Here is a 15743-nt window from a genome sequence, read left to right as displayed (position 1 = left end):
CGGCCGGTGTTCTGCCGCCGGCAGAGCAGCGCCGGCGTCGCCGCGCGGGGGCAGCCCCCGTCAGGGGACTCAGTGCGCGTGCCGCACCGCGTAGATCATCACGAACGCCACGAAGTGGATGCCGAAGAGGAAGTAGGCGAGGAAGTACCAGACCTTGCGCTCGTCCTTCGTCTCCTGTGCCAGGCGGCGCTGCTCCAGGGCCTTGTCATCAGGGGGTGTCACTGTTCCCGGTGCACCTTCGTGTTGGAGGCCTGCGCGCGGGGGCGGAGGACCAGGAGGTCGACGTTGACGTGGCTGGGGCGGGTCACCGTCCAGGTGATGGTGTCGGCGACGTCCTCGGCGGTGAGGGGTTCTGCTACGCCCTCGTAGACCTTGGCCGCCTTTTCCCGGTCGCCGCCGAAGCGGGTGAGGGCGAACTCGTCGGTGCGGACCATGCCGGGGGCGATCTCGATGACGCGGACGGGCCGGCCGACGATCTCCAGGCGCAGGGTCTCGGCGAGGACGTGGGTGCCGTGCTTGGCGGCGACGTAGCCCGCGCCGCCCTCGTACGTGCCGTGGCCGGCGGTGGAGGAGACGACCACCACCGTGCCGTCGCCGCTGGCGTCGAGCTTCGGGAGGAGGGCCTGGGTGAGGTTGAGCGTGCCGATGACGTTCGTCTCGTACATCGTGCGCCAGTCCGCCGGGTCGCCGGTGGCGACGGGGTCGGCGCCGAGTGCGCCGCCGGCGTTGTTGACGAGGACGCCGACGGTCTGGAAGGCGGTGGCGAACTCGTCGACCGCCGCGCGGTCCGTCACGTCGAGCTGGTACGCCACGGCCGAGTGGCCGGCTGCCGTGAGTTCCTCCGCGAGGGCCTCGATGCGGTCCTTGCGGCGGGCGGTGAGGACGACGCGGTATCCGGCGGCGGCGAGCTTCCGGGCCGTGGCGGCGCCGATTCCGCTGCTCGCACCGGTGACGACGGCGATGCGGGAGGCGGCGGACGGGGCGGCGGTGGCCATGGGCTGCTCCTCGGGGGCGGGGCTCGGCGCGGGTCGGCTCCGCCCAGCGTAGGCGACCGTCAGCGGCCGTCCCTCGGCACCCACATGATCACGGCCATGCCCGCCAGGCAGATCAGCGCCCCGACGATGTCCCAGCGGTCGGGGCGGTAGCCGTCGGCGACCACGCCCCACAGCAGTGAACCGGCGACGAAGATCCCGCCGTACGCGGCGAGGATGCGGCCGAAGTGGGCGTCGGGCTGGAAGGTGGCGACGAATCCGTAGGCGCCGAGGGCGAGCACGCCGCCGGCCGCCCAGAGCCAGCCGCGGTGCTCGCGTACGCCCTGCCAGACGAGCCAGGCGCCGCCGATCTCGAAGAGGGCGGCGACGACGAACAGTGCGGCGGAGCGGAGGACGAGCATGCGGGCAGCTTCGCACGGCCGTGTCACCTGATGGACGGCGCCTGCCGTCCGCTCCTCGTGGCATACATCCCATACGTGCGTATATATGAGGAGTGGGTGCCATGCGAGGTACGCGAGGTCTGCGGAGTCTTGCGGTGGCCGGGGTCGCCGGGCTGGCCCTGGTCGCGGGCGGAGGGGCCGCCCGGGCGGGTGACGCCGATGCCGACGTGGTCTACCACGGTTCCGCGGTGCTGACCGGCGACCAGGTCGAGGTGCGGCTGACCCCGCGCAACAACGGCCCGTCCGCGGTCGTGGACGCGAGTGTGCGGCTGCGCTGGTCGGCGCCGCTCGCGGAGGAGCAGCGGCTTCCGGCGGGGTGTGTGCGTGAGGAGGAGCGGGCGGTGGTGTGCCGCACGGGTTCGCTGGCCGTGGACGGGGTGGGGGAGCGGATCGTGCTGTCGGTGCGGTTGAAGGAGCGGCCGCCGGAGCTGACGCTGGAGTTCGAGACGGCGTGGGGCGGTGACTCCGGGGACGCCGGGAAGGCGCACGACCGGCAGCGGGTGCTGGTGCTGGCCACGGGGGACACGTACGCGTTCTGACCCGTGGCGGCGGGGTCGGCCCGGTCCTGCGCCGTACGATCCCTGCGCGGTGCAGGCGAAAGGTGGCCGGGCATGTCCGGGAGCGGGACGGGAAGCGGTGCGGGAAGCGGCAGGTCGCGGCTGCTGGCGGAGCTGGCGACCGTCTCCCGCCGGTACATGGCCTCGTACGCCCTGTTCAACCAGGCCGTCGCCGACCACCTCGGTCTGCACCCGACCGATCTGCAGTGCCTGAACCTGCTCACGCTGGAGGCGGCGCCGGTCACCACCGGCCGGATCGGGCAGCTGACGGGGCTGACGACCGGGTCGGCGACACGGCTGGTGGACCGGCTGGAGAAGGCGGGGTACGTCGTCAGGCGGCGGGACGCGGTGGACCGGCGGCGGGTGCTGGTGGCGACCGTGCCGGAGAAGGTGGCGGAGTTCGGCCGTATGTGGGACAGCCTCGGCGGCACCTGGGAGGCGCTCTTCGGCGACCTGGACGACGCCGAACTGGCGGTGATCGTCCGCCATATGCGGCGGACGGTGGAGCTGAGCGGGGAGCGGATCGCCCGGTTGCGGGAGGGGCGGGTGCGGCCACCCACCGATCAGCCGCGTTAACAACGCTTCAGGTCAATACACCTAGCCCGCGGGGCTCTCCGCGTCGTAGCGCTCCCGTGCCGTCCGCACCTCGTCGAAGTGGGTCTCCGCCCAGTCCTTCACCGCGGTCAGCAGCACGGCGAGGCTGCGGCCCAGCGGGGTGAGTTCGTAGTCGACGCGGACCGGTACGGACGGGGTGACCGTGCGGCTGAGGATGCCGTCGCGCTCCAGGGTGCGCAGGGTCTGGGTCAGCATCTTGGGGCTCACGCCGGCGATCTTGCGGCCGAGGTCGCTGTAGCGCATGGGGCCGGTCGAGAGGGCGGCGACGACCAGGCTGACCCACTTGTCGCTGAGGCGGCCCAGGAGCTGGTTGGTGGGGCATTCGCGTATGAAGGCGTCGTACTCCACGCGGGCCTGCTCGCGTCGCTGTGCCGCCGTCATGGTCGCCATGGCTCTCCTCCGCGTCTCCTACGTACCTTCAGGTAACTACTTACCGATGGATAGTAACTCTTCCTAGGGTTGTCGCACGAGGTGGGAGACACCAACAAGCGACCGACCAGGGAGAGTTGACATGCGTGCTGCTGTGGTGAGGACCTTCGGCGGGCCCGAGGCCGTGGAGGTCGTGGAGGCGGAGGTGCCGGAGCCGAGGGCGCGGGAGGTGCGGATCAAGGTCGCGGCGAGTGCGCTGAACCCCGTGGACGCGGGCACGCGGTCCGGTGCCTTCGGCGGGGCGGGCAAGCAGGTCGGACTCGGCTGGGACGTCGCCGGGACGGTGGACGCGGTGGGTGTGGCCACCGCGTGGAACGTCGGCGACGAGGTGGTGGCGCTCGACTACGGCATGACGAAGCCGGTGGGCGCCCACGCCGAATACGTCGTCGTGCCCACGGACGCGGTGGCGCTGGCGCCCACGACGGCCGACGCGGTGCACGCCGCCACCCTGCCGCTGAACGCACTGACCGCCGCCCAGGGCCTCGACCTGCTGGATCTGGCCCCCGGCCGGTCGCTGCTGGTGACGGGCGCGGCGGGCGCGGTCGGCGGGTACGCCGTGCAGCTCGCCGTCCATCAGGGTGTCTCGGTGACCGCGCTGGCCAGGGAGGGTGACGAGGAGTTCGTGCGGTCCCTGGGGGCCGCGCACTTCGCCTCCGGTGGCATCGCGCCGGCGGGTTTCGATGCGGTGTTCGACGCGGCGGTGCTGGGTGAGCCGGCCCTGGAGTGGGTGCGGGACGGGGGTGCGTACGTCGGTGTCATCCCGCAGGCCCAGCCCGCGCCGGTGCGCGGGGTGCGGACGTCGGCCGTCGAGGTGGCCGCCGACGGGGTCCGGCTGGCCGAGCTGGTCCGGTTGGCGGACGCGGGTGTGCTGACGCTGCGGGTGGCCGAGACGTACTCCCTGGAGGAGGCGGTCAAGGCGCACGTCCGGCAGGCGGAGGGCGGGGTGCGGGGGCGGCTGGTGATCGTTCCGTGACGACGTGGGAGGGGCCGTCCGCGACGGGTGCGCCAGGGGGAGAAGTGTGCACTCGTGGATCAGGAAGGCCGGGCGGAATAGGCGGACACTGGAGCCTGTTGCAGAGCTATAGTTGAACGGTCAACAACTTGGAGGTTGAGCGACCATGCAGTTCGGGATCTTCAGCGTCGGCGACGTCACCCCGGACCCCACCACAGGCCGTACGCCGACCGAGCGCGAGCGCATCAAGGCCATGGTCGCCATCGCGCTGAAGGCGGAGGAGGTCGGTCTGGACGTCTTCGCGACCGGCGAGCACCACAACCCGCCGTTCGTGCCCTCGTCCCCGACCACGATGCTCGGCTACATAGCCGCGCGGACCGAGAAGCTCGTCCTCTCCACCTCCACCACCCTGATCACCACCAACGACCCGGTGAAGATCGCCGAGGACTTCGCGATGCTCCAGCACCTGGCCGACGGCCGGGTCGACCTGATGATGGGCCGTGGCAACACCGGCCCGGTCTACCCCTGGTTCGGCCAGGACATCCGCCAGGGCATCAACCTCGCCGTCGAGAACTACGCCCTGGTGCGCCGCCTGTGGCGCGAGGACGTCGTCGACTGGGAGGGCAAGTTCCGCACCCCACTGCAGGGCTTCACCTCCACCCCGCGTCCGATGGACGGCGTCCCGCCCTTCGTCTGGCACGGCTCCATCCGGTCCCCGGAGATCGCCGAGCAGGCCGCGTACTACGGCGACGGCTTCTTCCACAACAACATCTTCTGGCCGGCCGACCACACCAAGCGGATGGTCGAGCTGTACCGCGCCCGGTACGCCCACTACGGCCACGGCACGCCCGAGCAGGCGATCGTCGGGCTCGGCGGGCAGGTGTTCATGCGGAAGAACTCGCAGGACGCGGTGAACGAGTTCCGCCCCTACTTCGACAACGCCCCCGTCTACGGCCACGGCCCGTCCCTGGAGGACTTCACGGACCAGACCCCGCTGACCGTCGGCTCCCCGCAACAGGTGATCGAGAAGACCCTCTCCTTCCGCGAGTACGCCGGTGACTACCAGCGCCAGCTGTTCCTCATGGACCACGCCGGGCTGCCCCTGAAGACCGTGCTGGAGCAGCTCGACATGCTGGGCGAGGAGGTCGTGCCGGTACTGCGCGAGGAGTTCGCCAAGGGCCGTCCGGCCGACGTGCCGGACGCGCCGACCCACCAGTCGCTGCTCGCCGCCGCTTCGAAGGCCTCGGACGCTGCGAAGAACTCGGACGCTTCGAACGACCCGGAAGGGGTGACCGTCGCATGAGGCTCGTCGTCGTCTCGGCGGGACTGAGCGTCCCGTCCTCCACCCGGCTGCTGGCCGACCGGCTGGCGAAGGCGACCGCCGGACGGACCTCGGCCGAGGTCCGGGTGATCGAGCTGCGGGACCTCGCGGTGGAGATCGCGCACAACCTCACCAACGGGTTCCCCGGGCGGGCCCTCGCGGACGCGCTCGACGCGGTCGCGGCGGCCGACGGCCTGATCGTCGTCAGCCCCGTCTTCACCGCCTCCTACAGCGGCCTGTTCAAGTCCTTCTTCGACGTCCTCGACAAGGAGGCGCTGGCGGGCAAGCCGGTGCTGATCGCGGCGACGGGCGGTACGGCGCGGCACTCGCTCGTGCTGGAGCACGCGATGCGGCCGCTGTTCGCCTATCTGCGTGCGGTGGTCGTGCCGACGGCCGTGTACGCGGCTTCGGAGGACTGGGGGGCGCAGGGGCTCGCCGAACGGATCGAGCGGGCGGCGGGGGAGCTGGCCGCGCTGATGACGGGGCTGGCGGGGTCGGCTCCGGCCAAGGCCGAGGACGACCTCGCGGTGGTGCCGTTCGAGGAGCAGCTGGCGGCGCTGCGGGGGTGACCCGGGGTGCGGGCTGGGGCGGCTGCGGGGCTGCTCGGCTCCGGTCCGGATCACTCAGCCCGTCCGGCGATTGAGGACGAGGCCGTTCAGGCCGAAGCGGGGGTCTGGGGGCGGCAGCCCCCAGCAGGGCCCGGGGTTGCCTCCTCCACGGTGAGAGCCAGGTAAAAAGGGTGATCGTAGGCCCATTCGTCCCGGCCGAACCGCCGGAGGCCTTGGCAGACTGGGGACGTGCCCCAGACTGTGCTCCTCGCCGAAGACGACCGCGCCATCCGTCATGCCCTCGAGCGTGCCCTGAGCCTGGAGGGCTACGAGGTCACGGCGGTCGCCGACGGCGTCGAGGCGCTCGCGCAGGCCCACCGGACCCCGCCGGACGTCCTCGTCCTGGACGTCATGATGCCGGGCATCGACGGTCTGCAGGTCTGCCGGGTGCTGCGCGCCGAGGGCGACCGCACCCCCATCCTGATGCTCACCGCTCTGGTGGAGACCGCCGACCGCATCGCGGGCCTGGACGCCGGCGCCGACGACTACGTGGTCAAGCCGTTCGACGTGGAGGAGGTCTTCGCCCGGCTGCGCGCCCTGCTCCGCCGCACCAGCCCGGTCGCCCCGGTCGGCGGCCCCGGCGGCCCCGGCGGTTCGGAGGTGAGCGAGGCGAGCCGGGCGGACGTCCAGGTCTCCGACCGCCAGGTGGAGGCCGCGGGGCTGCGCATGGACCTCCAGGCCCGCCGGGCCTGGCGCGGCAGGCGCGAGCTGGAGCTGACCCGCACCGAGTTCGAACTGCTGGAGCTGCTCGTCCGCAACGCGGGCATCGTCCTCGACCACTCCACCATCTATGACCGGATCTGGGGCTACGACTTCGGCCCCGGCTCCAAGAACCTCGCCGTCTACGTCGGCTACCTGCGCCGCAAGCTCGACGAGCCGGGTGCGCCGCAGCTGATCCACACCGTCCGAGGCGTCGGTTACGTGCTGCGGGAGGACTGAGTGGGCCGCCTCGGGCGGCTGACGGCCAGGCGCCGGCCCAAGCTGGTGTCGTTGCGGACCACCTTCGCCGTGTCGTTCGCGGCCGTCACCGCCGCGGTCACGATCCTCGTCGGCATCCTCTCCTACGGTGCGGCGGCCCGCCTGGTCCGTGTCGACCAGCAGTCGGTGTTCACCGAGGTGGTGCAGGACGTGCGCGACGAGGTCCGGCAGCACGACATGGTGCCGGACGACTTCTCCTCCTCCCGCCCGGGGCACGACGTCGTACGGCCTGCCCGTACCGACGTGCAGGTGCTCGGCGCCGAGGGCGGGATCGTCGACCACGGCAGCCCGGTGCTGCCGGTCACCGCACGCGACCGGAGCACCGCCGGCGCGGTGGCGGCCGGGAGGCTGGTCGAGCACAAGGACGTCCGGGTCGGCGAGGACCTCTTCCGTATCGCGACCGTCTCGCTCGGCGACGGGCGGGGCGCGGTGCAGGTGGCGCAGGAGTTCAGCGACACCGAGGACCTGCTGCGGGCACTGCAGCAGCGGACGCTGGCACTGATGTCGGCGGTGGTGGTCGCCGCCGGGCTGTTCGGCTGGTGGCTGGCCCGCCGCATCACCCGCCGCCTGGTGATCCTGACCTCGGCCGCCGAGGACGTCGCCCGCACCCGGCAGCTGGGGATCCAGGTGCCGGTCGCCGGATACGACGAGGTGGGACGGCTGGGCCGGGCCTTCGACCGCATGCTGGGCCGGCTCGCCCAGTCGGAGGAGGACCAGCGCCGGCTGGTCCAGGACGCCGGCCACGAACTGCGTACGCCGCTGACCTCGCTGCGTACGAACATCTCGCTGCTGAGGCGGATCGACGAGCTGCCGCCCGCGACCCGTGAGGAACTGGTCGCCGACCTCGGCCAGGAGGCGCGTGAGCTGACCGACCTGGTCAACGAGCTCGTCGACCTCGCCGCCGGGCAGTCCGACACCGAGCCCCCGCAGCGGGTGGACCTCGCGGACATCGCGGAGGACGTGGTGGGCCTGGCCCGGCGCCGTACCGGCCGTGACATCGTCCTCCGGGCGAGCGGGGACACGATGACCGACGGCCGGCCCGGCATGCTGCAGCGTGCCGTCTCCAACCTGGTCGAGAACGCCGCCAAGTTCGACCGTGACGGCAAGGCGCCCATCGAGGTCGAGGTCACCGGCCAGGCCCGGCCGGGGCTGGTGCGGGTCGAGGTCCTCGACCGCGGACCCGGTATCGCCGACGGCGACCTCGTCCGTATCTTCGACCGTTTCTACCGTGCAGCCGACGCCCGTTCCCTGCCCGGCTCCGGTCTCGGCCTGTCCATCGTGCGGGAGGTGGCCGCGGCGCACGGGGGAGCGCCGTTCGCCCTGCGGCGTGAGGGCGGCGGCGCGGCGATCGGGTTCACCGTGGGCGGGGGCGGGCTGCCGGGCGGTCTGCGCGGGGGCGGCTGAGACCCCCTCAGGGGCAGGCGGGGGACTTGCGGCGTCCCGGCAGGCCCGGCAGGGCGGGGGCGGTGAGGAAGCCCTCGGCCCGTGCGCTCGCCAGTCCGATGCGGGGGATGTCGCTGCTCTTGGCGAACAGCAGGAAGCGGGGCTCCCAGACGGGCCGGTACTTGGCGTTGGCCCGGTACAGGGACTCGATCTGCCACCAGCGGGAGAAGAACGCGAGGACGGAGCGCCACAGCCGCAGGACCGGGCCGGCGCCCAGCCGGGAGCCGCGTTCGAACACCGACCGGAACATGGCGAAGTTCAGCGACACCCGGCTCACGCCCAGTTCCTCCGCCCGCGTCAGGAGCTCGACGACCATGTACTCCATCAGGCCGTTCTCGCAGTCCCGGTCGCGGCGCATCAGGTCGAGGGAGAGACCGTGCGTGCCCCACGGCACGAAGCTCAGCAGGGCGCGCGGCTCGCCCTCGGCGTCCCGGCACTCGAGCATCACGCAGCGGCCGTCGGCGGGGTCGCCCAGGCGGCCGAGGGCCATGGAGAAGCCGCGTTCGGTGGCGCCGTCGCGCCAGTGGTCGGCACGGTCGACGAGCAGGGCCATCTCGTCGTCCGGGATGTCCTCGTGGCGGCGGACGCGGACCGTGTAGCCGGCGCGGCGGACGCGGTTGTGGGCCTGGCGGACCACGCGCATCGCGCGGCCCTCGAGGGTGAAGTCGGCCAGGTCCACGATGGCCTCGTCGCCCAGTTCCAGGGCGTCCAGTCCGTGCCGGGCGTAGATGGTGCCGGCCTCCTCGCTCGCGCCCATCACCGCCGGCGTCCAGGCGTGCCGGCGGGCCTCGGCGAGCCAGGCGTCGATGGCGCCGGGCCAGGCCTCGGGATCGCCGATGGGATCGCCGGAGGCGAGGCTGACGCCGCCGACGACGCGGTAGGCGATGGCGGCCTTGCCGCTGGCGGAGAAGATGACGGCCTTGTCGCGGCGCAGGGCGAAGTAGCCGAGGGAGTCGCGCTCGCCGTGCCGGTCGAGCAGGTCCCGCAGGCGCCGCTCGTCGTCCTCGCCGAGGAGGGCCTGGCCGCGAGGCGCGCGGAAGCAGGCGTACAGGACGAGCAGGAAGGTCGCGGCGACCAGGGCGTTGATGATCACGTCGACCCAGCGGGGCGCGTCCACGGCGTCGAAGCGGTCGGCGAGCGGGCCGACACTGATGCCGCGCAGCAGTGTGTAGGCGATCTTGTCCTGGAGGGTGGCGCCGGGCACCTTGTTGGTCGCGTCCACGAGGAGCGTGCCGAGGGTGGCGCTGATCAGGGTGCCGCCGGCGCCGACGGCGAGGGCGAGCCGGGGGTTGGAGCGGTCGCCGATGGCGTCGAACTCCCGGCGGCCGATCAGCAGCGCGGCCACGAACAGGGCGGTGAGCAGCGCGGAGAGCCAGTTGAAGAGGTGCTCGCGGTAGGCGTCGCGGGTGAGGGCGACGACGTACAGGCCGAGGAGGGCGCCGGCGCACAGCAGGTTGAACAGCCAGGCGGCCCGCTTGCGGCGCCGCATCACCACGGCGAGGAAGGAGGCCAGGGCGGCCGAGACCAGGCCGGCGGTGGCCAGGTAGGGCGTGAAGTACTCACCGGCGTTGTGTTCGTGGACCTCCTCGCGGAAGGGGAGGGAGACGACCGCGGCGATGTTCAGCGCGGCGAGCAGCCGCAGGTACCAGACGGTGGCGGAGGCCGCGCGCGCCCGCAGCAGCGGGCCGGGCCGGACGGGGAAGCGGCGTGGGGAGTGCGGGGCGGTGCGCGGGGGGTGGGTGGTCGACTGCTGTGCGGGCAGTGGGGACATGGTGACCGGTCACCTTGAGGGGAGGGGTGGGGACGGGGATGGACGGGCGGTCGGCCGCGCGGTCGTCACGCGTCACCGACAGCGTAGACCCTACATTTTGTAGGGTAGTGCGGACAGGGGGTGTCCTTCCGGCATCGTCCCACGGGAGTCGGAGTGCGCGGGGGCGCGCACCGCGAGGAGCACGCCGGTGCTCAGCCGGCCTGGTCCTCCGTACGGCGCCGGTCCGCGGTCAGCAGCCACGCCAGGTTGCCCACCGCGGCACCGGCCGCCACCACGGCGACGATCACCCCGGCCGTGGTCAGCCCGTCGCTGAACAGGTGTGGCCGCCGGTCCAGGCTGTGCAGGCCGAAACCGCACAGCTCGTAGACCCCGGCGGCGGCGATCGTCAGGCTCGCCACCAGCAGGGTGACCGTCGGCGCCAGCGCCCGCACGGCCGGCGGCATGCCCGGCTGTGGTGGGCACGCTTCCTGTGTGTCCCGCATCATCTCCCCCGTCGAACAGGTGCCTGGTCACGGAAATACGTGTGACCGCTGCCTGCTGATCAATGCCCGCCGATCGGTCCCCGGTGATCCGTGTCTGCTGATCCGTCTGCCCGAAGGCGCCTCGAAACCTACAGTACGTAGGGTTCGGTCCGCCCTAGGCTGGCCACCGTGCGGATATACATCACAGCTGACATGGAGGGCGTCACCGGGCTCGTCGACGCCGACGACGTCCAGCCCGGCGGGCGGGACTACGAGCGCGGCCGGGCGATGATGGCCGAGGACGTGAACGCCGCCGTCCGCGGCGCGGTGGCGGCGGGGGCGAGCACCGTACTCGTCAACGACGCCCACGGCCCCATGCGCAACCTCCTCCCCGAAGCCCTGCACCCGGCGGCCCGCCTGGTCCGCGGCAAGCCCAAGCAGATGGGCATGCTCGAGGGGCTCACCGGTGAGTACGACGCCGTGGTCTGCGTCGGCTACCACTCCCGCGCCGGTGTCCACGGCGTACTGAGCCACAGCTTCATGGGGCACGAGATCGAGGACATGTGGCTGGACGGCCGCCCGGTCGGCGAGATCGGCCTGGCCCAGGCCACCGCGGCGGCGCTCGGCGTCCCCGTGGCCGCTCTCACCGGCGACGACACGGCCTGCAAGGAGGCGGCGGACTGGGACGGCGGCATCGTCACGGTCCCCGTGAAGTACGCCCGCGACCGCTTCGCCGCCGAACTGCGCCCCACCACCGAGGCCCGCCGGGAGATCGAGGAAGCGGTCACCCGGGCCCCAGGGCCTGTCTGACAATTCCCGCCTGCCGCGCGACGCCTGGCACGCACGCTCGCGGCGTTGCCGAACCACCCACGTGGCTCCGCCACGAGGGCGCTCCGGCGCCTTGCGATCGCACGCACCAGACGCCGCGCGGCCCGCCCTCCGGGCGGACGACGGGAATTGTCAGACAGGCCCTCGCCGCCGTCCCCGAGCCCCGCACCGTCCCCCGGGAGGCCGCCCTCGCCGTCCGCTGGCAGTCCTCCTCGGTCGCCGAAACCCTTCTGGGCATCCCCGGAGTGACCGCCACCGACACCCGGACCGTGCGGGCGAGCGGCGACCTGCCGGCCCTCTACCGCCAGTTCGGCGTGTGGATGCGCGTGGCGGCCTCGCTGACCAACCAGCCGCCGTACTGCTGACCTTTCCGGAAAGCCCCTGCTCACTCCGCGTCGGCGACGACGGACCCGACGCGCTCGGCCAGGCTCGGGTCGCGCCGGACCAGCAGGGTCGCGTAGCTGACGGCGCCCAGCAGGGTGACGAGGGCCGCGAGGGGGAACCAGCTGTACGGCGCGGGCTGGCCGGGCTTGGCGAGGTAGTAGAGCGGGATAAGGATGGCCAGGGTGCCGATCGCGGGCAGCACCAGGTGCCGTACCGTCCGGAACTCCTGTGGGCGGTACCGGCGGTAGTACAGCGGCAGGGCGATGTTGGACGCGAGGTAGACCAGCAGGATCAGGATGGCGCCCAGACTGGAGGACTCGGCGAAGAAGGTGACGGGGTTCATCGGCCCGCCGTCCGCCCCGAGCAGATGGCCCAGGCCCCAGCCGCCGATGATCAGCAGCGAGATGGCGGCGAAGGTGACGATCGCGTTGTTCGGCGTACGGCGCTTGGGGTGCACGTATCCGAAGAAGGACGGCAGCAGCCCCTCGCGGCCGGCGTTGAACACCAGCCGGGCCTGGGAGTTGATGCCGGCGATCAGCACGCCGAGGGTCGAGGTCAGGCCGCCGAGGTAGGCGACGAACGCCAGCCCGCCGAGGGTGTCCTGGGCGACGTCGACGAAGGGGATGCGGGCGGCGCCGAGCCGGGCGACGTCGTAGTCGAAGCCGGTCACCGTCGCGTAGGAGAACAGGACGTAGCTCACCGTCATGATCGCTACGGAGAGGAACACGGCGCGGCCCACGTTGCGCCGCGGGTTCTCCGTCTCCTCGGCCAGCGCCGCCGAGTTCTCCCAGCCGATGAACAGGTACACCGCCAGCGGGAAGCCCGCCGCCAGACCGTTCAGACCGTGGCTGATGTGGCCGGGCAGGAACGGGGCGGCGGAGAGGTGACCGCGGTGCTCGACGATCGCGGCGACCGAGACCACGACCAGCACCAGCATCTCCACGCCGAAGAAGTAGCCGGCCCACTTGGTGGACACCACCACGCCGCGCAGCATCAGTCCCACGGACAGCCCGGTCAGCAGCAGCGTCCAGATGATCCACGGCAGGTCGACGCCGGTGTAGTGGTGCAGGGTGATCTGGACGAACCCGCCGGAGATCGCGATGACGGAGGCCATCGCGATGATGTAGCCGAGCCCGGCCAGCAGGGCCGTGGTCACCGCGCTGACCGGCCCGAACGTCTTGCCGACGAACGTGGTGAAGCTGCCCGCGGAGGGGTGCGCCCGGGAGAACTCGGCGAGGGTGTTGCCGAGCAGCGCGACCGCCAGCCCCGCGGTGACGATGGTCAGCGGCGACGCGATGCCCGCGGTGGTGGCGAGGAAGGCGAAGCCGAAGTAGAAGCTCATGGCGGGGCCGACGTTGGCCATCGTGGCGGCGGCGATGTCCGCCATGCCGAGAACGCCGCCGCGCAGGCGCTGGGGCGTGCCGCCGGCGGGGCCCGATGTCGACGACGGGCCGACGGCTCCGAGGTCAGGCATGGCGGGGGCTCCTTCTGCGGTGGGGTGGTGCGGTCACTGCGGCGTCAGTCCGGCTGGGCGTGCCGGTGGGCCTTGACGGCGCGTACGGCCGGGCCGAGGGCGCCGCGGCCGAGTTCGGTGAGCAGGTCGGCGTGGCAGCGGTTGCGCTCCCGGACCACGTCGGGTGCCGGGGCGGGCCGCAGCAGGTACTGCCGGCCGAGCAGGTCGGCGGCGAACTCGCGGATCCCGGCGCCGCCGAGCGCTTCCGCGAGGTCGAGGTGGAAGCGGGTCTCCAGTTCGACCAGGTGCGCCGGGTCGGTCACCAGGTCCATCGCATCGACCAACGATCGCAGCCCGTCGAGGTGACCGGCCGGGACCTCGCCGGCCCCGTGGGCCACCAGCCCGCACTCCAGCAGCAGGTGGAAGCCGTCCAGCGCGGCCGCCTCGTCGGCGTCGTGCAGCAGGGCGACGACGGCGTCCCAGTCCGGTGCGACGAAGGTGCCGCCCGCGCGTCCGCGCCGTCGGTCGAGCAGGCCGTCCTGGCACATTCCCTCCAGCGCGCGGCGCACGGTGATCTCACTGATCCCCAGTTCCTCGGCGAGGACGCCGACGTCCGGCAGCCGGTCTCCGGGGGAGACGGCCTTCAGGCGCACCCGCAGGGCGATCCGGGACCGGACGAGTTCCGATCCCGTGGGCCCCCTGCCGGGCAGGAAGCGGGCGTCCGCGCCGCCGTAGGGTCCGAACTTGCCCGCTGCATTCACCACGGCGTCACCCTAACCGTCCTGCTGAGCGGGGATGCGTGAAAAATAGAGCACACTGAACACTTAAACAAGGTGAACAGCTCTTGTTTTTTTAGATCGCACTGAACTAATTTCCGGACGCATGTCCTCGTCCCCACTCCTCCCCTGGATGTCGAGATGACCACGCGTCCCCCGCTCCCCGACACGGACCCGCTCACCACCACCGCCGATAGCACCGGCCCGGACTCCGGTCTGAAGGCCGGACTGAAGAACCGCCACCTGTCGATGATCGCCATCGGCGGTGTCATCGGCGCCGGCCTGTTCGTCGGCTCCGGCTCCGGCATCGCCGCCGCCGGCCCCGGCATCCTCATCTCGTACGCCCTCGTCGGCGCCCTCGTCGTCCTCGTCATGCGGATGCTGGGCGAGATGGCGGCGGCCAACCCGACCTCCGGCTCGTTCTCCGCCTACGCCGACCGTGCGCTCGGCCGCTGGGCCGGATTCACCATCGGCTGGCTGTACTGGTTCTTCTGGGTCGTGGTGCTCGCGGTCGAGGCGACCGCCGGCGCGAAGATCCTGGCCGGCTGGGTACCGGCGGTACCGCAGTGGGGCTGGGCGCTGATCGTCATGCTCGTCCTCACCGCCAGCAACCTGGCCTCGGTCAGCTCCTACGGCGAGTTCGAGTTCTGGTTCGCGGGCATCAAGGTCGTCGCCATCGCCGCGTTCATCGTGCTCGGCGCCCTCGCGATCTTCGGCCTGCTGCCCGGCTCGGACCACCCGGCGTCCGGCTTCTCCAACCTGACCGCACACGGCGGCTTCCTGCCGCACGGACCCGGCGCCATCCTCACCGGCGTCCTGATGGTGGTCTTCTCCTTCATGGGCAGCGAGATCGTCACACTGGCCGCAGGCGAGTCCGCGGACCCGCGCGGTGCGGTCACCAAGGCCACCAACAGCGTGATCTGGCGGATCGCCGTCTTCTACCTGGGCTCGATCCTCATCGTGGTGTCACTGCTGCGCTGGGACGACCCGGCGATCCTCAAGGACGGCTCGTACGTCGCCGCCCTCAGCTCCATCGGCATCCCGCACGCCGCCGAGATCATGAACGCCATCGTGCTGACCTCCGTGCTGTCCTGCCTCAACTCGGGCCTGTACACCGCCTCCCGCATGGCCTTCTCCCTCGGCGGGCGCAGTGACGCCCCCGCCTCCTTCGGCCGCACCACGGACCGCGGCGTCCCCCGCACCGCCATCCTCGCCTCGGTGGTCTTCGGCTTCGTCGCGGTCGCCTTCAACTACCTGTGGCCGGACACCGTCTTCCAGTTCCTGCTCAACTCCTCCGGTGCGATCGCCCTCTTCGTATGGCTGGTCATCTGCTTCTCCCAGCTGCGCATGCGCAAGATCATCGAGCGGGAGGCGCCGGAGAAGCTGATCGTGAAGATGTGGCTCTTCCCCTACCTGACCTGGGCCACCATCGCCCTGATCGTCTTCGTCCTGGGCTACATGCTCACCGACACGGCCGACGGCGGCGGCCGTGACCAGGTGGTCCTGTCCACGCTGGTGGCCGTGGGCGTGGTCGCCGTCGCGCTGGTCCGCGAACGGCTGGGCCGGGCTCGCGCCGCGGTCACCTCGTCGTAGGCACGAGCGCCCGTCCTCGGCCCGCCCTTCGACGAGATCCTCCCCGCCGAAGGACGGGCCGGGCCCATGGCCAGCACTTGGCCGTGTTCTGGTGCGTATGAGTGAGCGTCGGCGCCCGCGTGATGGATCTTGCTGGAACGTC

Annotated in this window: 16 protein-coding genes and 1 pseudogene; 9 read left to right on the top strand and 8 right to left on the bottom strand. The window is 72.0% G+C overall.

Going from position 1 to position 15743, the window contains the following annotated elements; all coding sequences use genetic code 11:
• Positions 1–69 precede the first annotated feature (69 nt).
• From ACWC21_RS12940 to ACWC21_RS12930, 3 genes are read right to left on the bottom strand one after another with little or no spacing between them, the layout of a single operon-like run.
• Positions 70–222: a hypothetical protein gene (locus ACWC21_RS12940; RefSeq protein WP_450881008.1), complete on the bottom strand. Its 153-nt coding sequence runs from the start codon at positions 220–222 to the stop codon at positions 70–72.
• Positions 219–995 carry an SDR family NAD(P)-dependent oxidoreductase gene (locus ACWC21_RS12935; RefSeq protein WP_450881006.1) on the bottom strand — a complete coding sequence of 259 codons (777 nt, stop codon included), beginning with the start codon at positions 993–995 and terminating at the stop codon, positions 219–221. The genes ACWC21_RS12940 and ACWC21_RS12935 overlap by 4 nt, the downstream gene beginning before the upstream one ends.
• A gap of 59 nt (positions 996–1054) precedes the next feature.
• On the bottom strand, positions 1055–1393 hold the full coding sequence (locus ACWC21_RS12930; RefSeq protein WP_389156665.1) for a YnfA family protein: 339 nt from the start codon (positions 1391–1393) through the stop codon (positions 1055–1057).
• Between the two features lie 101 nt (positions 1394–1494).
• Between ACWC21_RS12930 and ACWC21_RS12925 the strand changes: the two genes are divergently transcribed.
• Positions 1495–1971 carry a hypothetical protein gene (locus ACWC21_RS12925; protein ID WP_450881003.1) on the top strand — a complete coding sequence of 159 codons (477 nt, stop codon included), beginning with the start codon at positions 1495–1497 and terminating at the stop codon, positions 1969–1971.
• Positions 1972–2043: 72 nt separating this feature from the next.
• Positions 2044–2565, top strand: a complete 522-nt coding sequence (locus tag ACWC21_RS12920; RefSeq protein WP_450881001.1) for a MarR family winged helix-turn-helix transcriptional regulator — start codon at positions 2044–2046, stop codon at positions 2563–2565.
• Positions 2566–2586: 21 nt separating this feature from the next.
• Here the strand turns inward: ACWC21_RS12920 and ACWC21_RS12915 are convergent, their stop codons facing one another.
• Positions 2587–2994: a winged helix-turn-helix transcriptional regulator gene (locus ACWC21_RS12915; RefSeq protein WP_450880999.1), complete on the bottom strand. Its 408-nt coding sequence runs from the start codon at positions 2992–2994 to the stop codon at positions 2587–2589.
• A 121-nt stretch (positions 2995–3115) separates the two neighbouring features.
• Here ACWC21_RS12915 and ACWC21_RS12910 point away from each other — a divergent pair, with 121 nt between their 5' ends.
• The 5 genes from ACWC21_RS12910 (at position 3116) to ACWC21_RS12890 (ending at position 8296) form a co-directional block, all read left to right on the top strand.
• Positions 3116–4006 carry an NADP-dependent oxidoreductase gene (locus tag ACWC21_RS12910; protein WP_450880997.1) on the top strand — a complete coding sequence of 297 codons (891 nt, stop codon included), beginning with the start codon at positions 3116–3118 and terminating at the stop codon, positions 4004–4006.
• A gap of 145 nt (positions 4007–4151) precedes the next feature.
• Positions 4152–5288 (top strand): LLM class flavin-dependent oxidoreductase, encoded by a 1137-nt coding sequence (locus ACWC21_RS12905; protein ID WP_450880995.1) that lies wholly within the window; start codon positions 4152–4154, stop codon positions 5286–5288.
• A complete protein-coding gene (locus ACWC21_RS12900) occupies positions 5285–5875 on the top strand; it encodes an FMN reductase (RefSeq protein WP_450880993.1) in 591 nt (196 codons plus the stop codon). The genes ACWC21_RS12905 and ACWC21_RS12900 overlap by 4 nt, the downstream gene beginning before the upstream one ends.
• A 240-nt stretch (positions 5876–6115) precedes the next feature.
• Positions 6116–6853 (top strand): response regulator transcription factor, encoded by a 738-nt coding sequence (locus ACWC21_RS12895; protein WP_450881080.1) that lies wholly within the window; start codon positions 6116–6118, stop codon positions 6851–6853.
• Complete coding sequence (locus ACWC21_RS12890) at positions 6854–8296, top strand: ATP-binding protein (protein WP_450880991.1); 1443 nt, start codon at positions 6854–6856, stop codon at positions 8294–8296.
• 7 nt (positions 8297–8303) lie between these two features.
• Here the strand turns inward: ACWC21_RS12890 and ACWC21_RS12885 are convergent, their stop codons facing one another.
• Both ACWC21_RS12885 and ACWC21_RS12880 read right to left on the bottom strand, forming a co-directional pair.
• Positions 8304–10106 (bottom strand): phosphatidylglycerol lysyltransferase domain-containing protein, encoded by a 1803-nt coding sequence (locus ACWC21_RS12885; protein WP_450880989.1) that lies wholly within the window; start codon positions 10104–10106, stop codon positions 8304–8306.
• Positions 10107–10297: 191 nt separating this feature from the next.
• Positions 10298–10549, bottom strand: a complete 252-nt coding sequence (locus ACWC21_RS12880) for a hypothetical protein (RefSeq protein ID WP_450880987.1) — start codon at positions 10547–10549, stop codon at positions 10298–10300.
• Positions 10550–10756: 207 nt separating this feature from the next.
• On the opposite strand from ACWC21_RS12880, the pseudogene ACWC21_RS12875 reads away from it, so the two are divergent.
• Positions 10757–11760 (top strand): annotated as a pseudogene (locus ACWC21_RS12875) (M55 family metallopeptidase).
• Positions 11761–11780: 20 nt separating this feature from the next.
• Here ACWC21_RS12875 and ACWC21_RS12870 read toward each other — a convergent pair.
• The gene (locus ACWC21_RS12870) at positions 11781–13253 is read right to left on the bottom strand and encodes an APC family permease (RefSeq protein WP_450880985.1); all 1473 of its coding nucleotides are present in this window, start codon (positions 13251–13253) and stop codon (positions 11781–11783) included.
• Positions 13254–13297: 44 nt separating this feature from the next.
• The gene (locus ACWC21_RS12865; protein WP_450880983.1) at positions 13298–13996 is read right to left on the bottom strand and encodes a FadR/GntR family transcriptional regulator; all 699 of its coding nucleotides are present in this window, start codon (positions 13994–13996) and stop codon (positions 13298–13300) included.
• Between the two features lie 153 nt (positions 13997–14149).
• Here ACWC21_RS12865 and ACWC21_RS12860 point away from each other — a divergent pair, with 153 nt between their 5' ends.
• Entirely contained in the window at positions 14150–15601 is a 1452-nt protein-coding gene (locus ACWC21_RS12860) for an amino acid permease (RefSeq protein ID WP_450880981.1), read from the top strand.
• Positions 15602–15743 lie beyond the last annotated feature (142 nt).

This window comes from Streptomyces sp. NPDC001348 (assembly GCF_053597535.1).
The sequence above is the reverse complement of the archived record's forward strand: the minus strand, read 5'-3'. Positions and strand labels throughout refer to the sequence as shown.

Coding starts and splice junctions, on each gene's coding strand:
- ACWC21_RS12910 (WP_450880997.1), top strand. CDS start 3,116: ATGCGTGCTGCTGTGGTGAGGACCTTCGGCGGGCCCGAGGCCGTGGAG.
- ACWC21_RS12870 (WP_450880985.1), bottom strand. CDS start 13,253: ATGCCTGACCTCGGAGCCGTCGGCCCGTCGTCGACATCGGGCCCCGCC.
- ACWC21_RS12925 (WP_450881003.1), top strand. CDS start 1,495: ATGCGAGGTACGCGAGGTCTGCGGAGTCTTGCGGTGGCCGGGGTCGCC.
- ACWC21_RS12935 (WP_450881006.1), bottom strand. CDS start 995: ATGGCCACCGCCGCCCCGTCCGCCGCCTCCCGCATCGCCGTCGTCACC.
- ACWC21_RS12900 (WP_450880993.1), top strand. CDS start 5,285: ATGAGGCTCGTCGTCGTCTCGGCGGGACTGAGCGTCCCGTCCTCCACC.
- ACWC21_RS12885 (WP_450880989.1), bottom strand. CDS start 10,106: ATGTCCCCACTGCCCGCACAGCAGTCGACCACCCACCCCCCGCGCACC.
- ACWC21_RS12905 (WP_450880995.1), top strand. CDS start 4,152: ATGCAGTTCGGGATCTTCAGCGTCGGCGACGTCACCCCGGACCCCACC.
- ACWC21_RS12920 (WP_450881001.1), top strand. CDS start 2,044: ATGTCCGGGAGCGGGACGGGAAGCGGTGCGGGAAGCGGCAGGTCGCGG.
- ACWC21_RS12915 (WP_450880999.1), bottom strand. CDS start 2,994: ATGGCGACCATGACGGCGGCACAGCGACGCGAGCAGGCCCGCGTGGAG.
- ACWC21_RS12880 (WP_450880987.1), bottom strand. CDS start 10,549: ATGCCGCCGGCCGTGCGGGCGCTGGCGCCGACGGTCACCCTGCTGGTG.
- ACWC21_RS12930 (WP_389156665.1), bottom strand. CDS start 1,393: ATGCTCGTCCTCCGCTCCGCCGCACTGTTCGTCGTCGCCGCCCTCTTC.
- ACWC21_RS12860 (WP_450880981.1), top strand. CDS start 14,150: ATGACCACGCGTCCCCCGCTCCCCGACACGGACCCGCTCACCACCACC.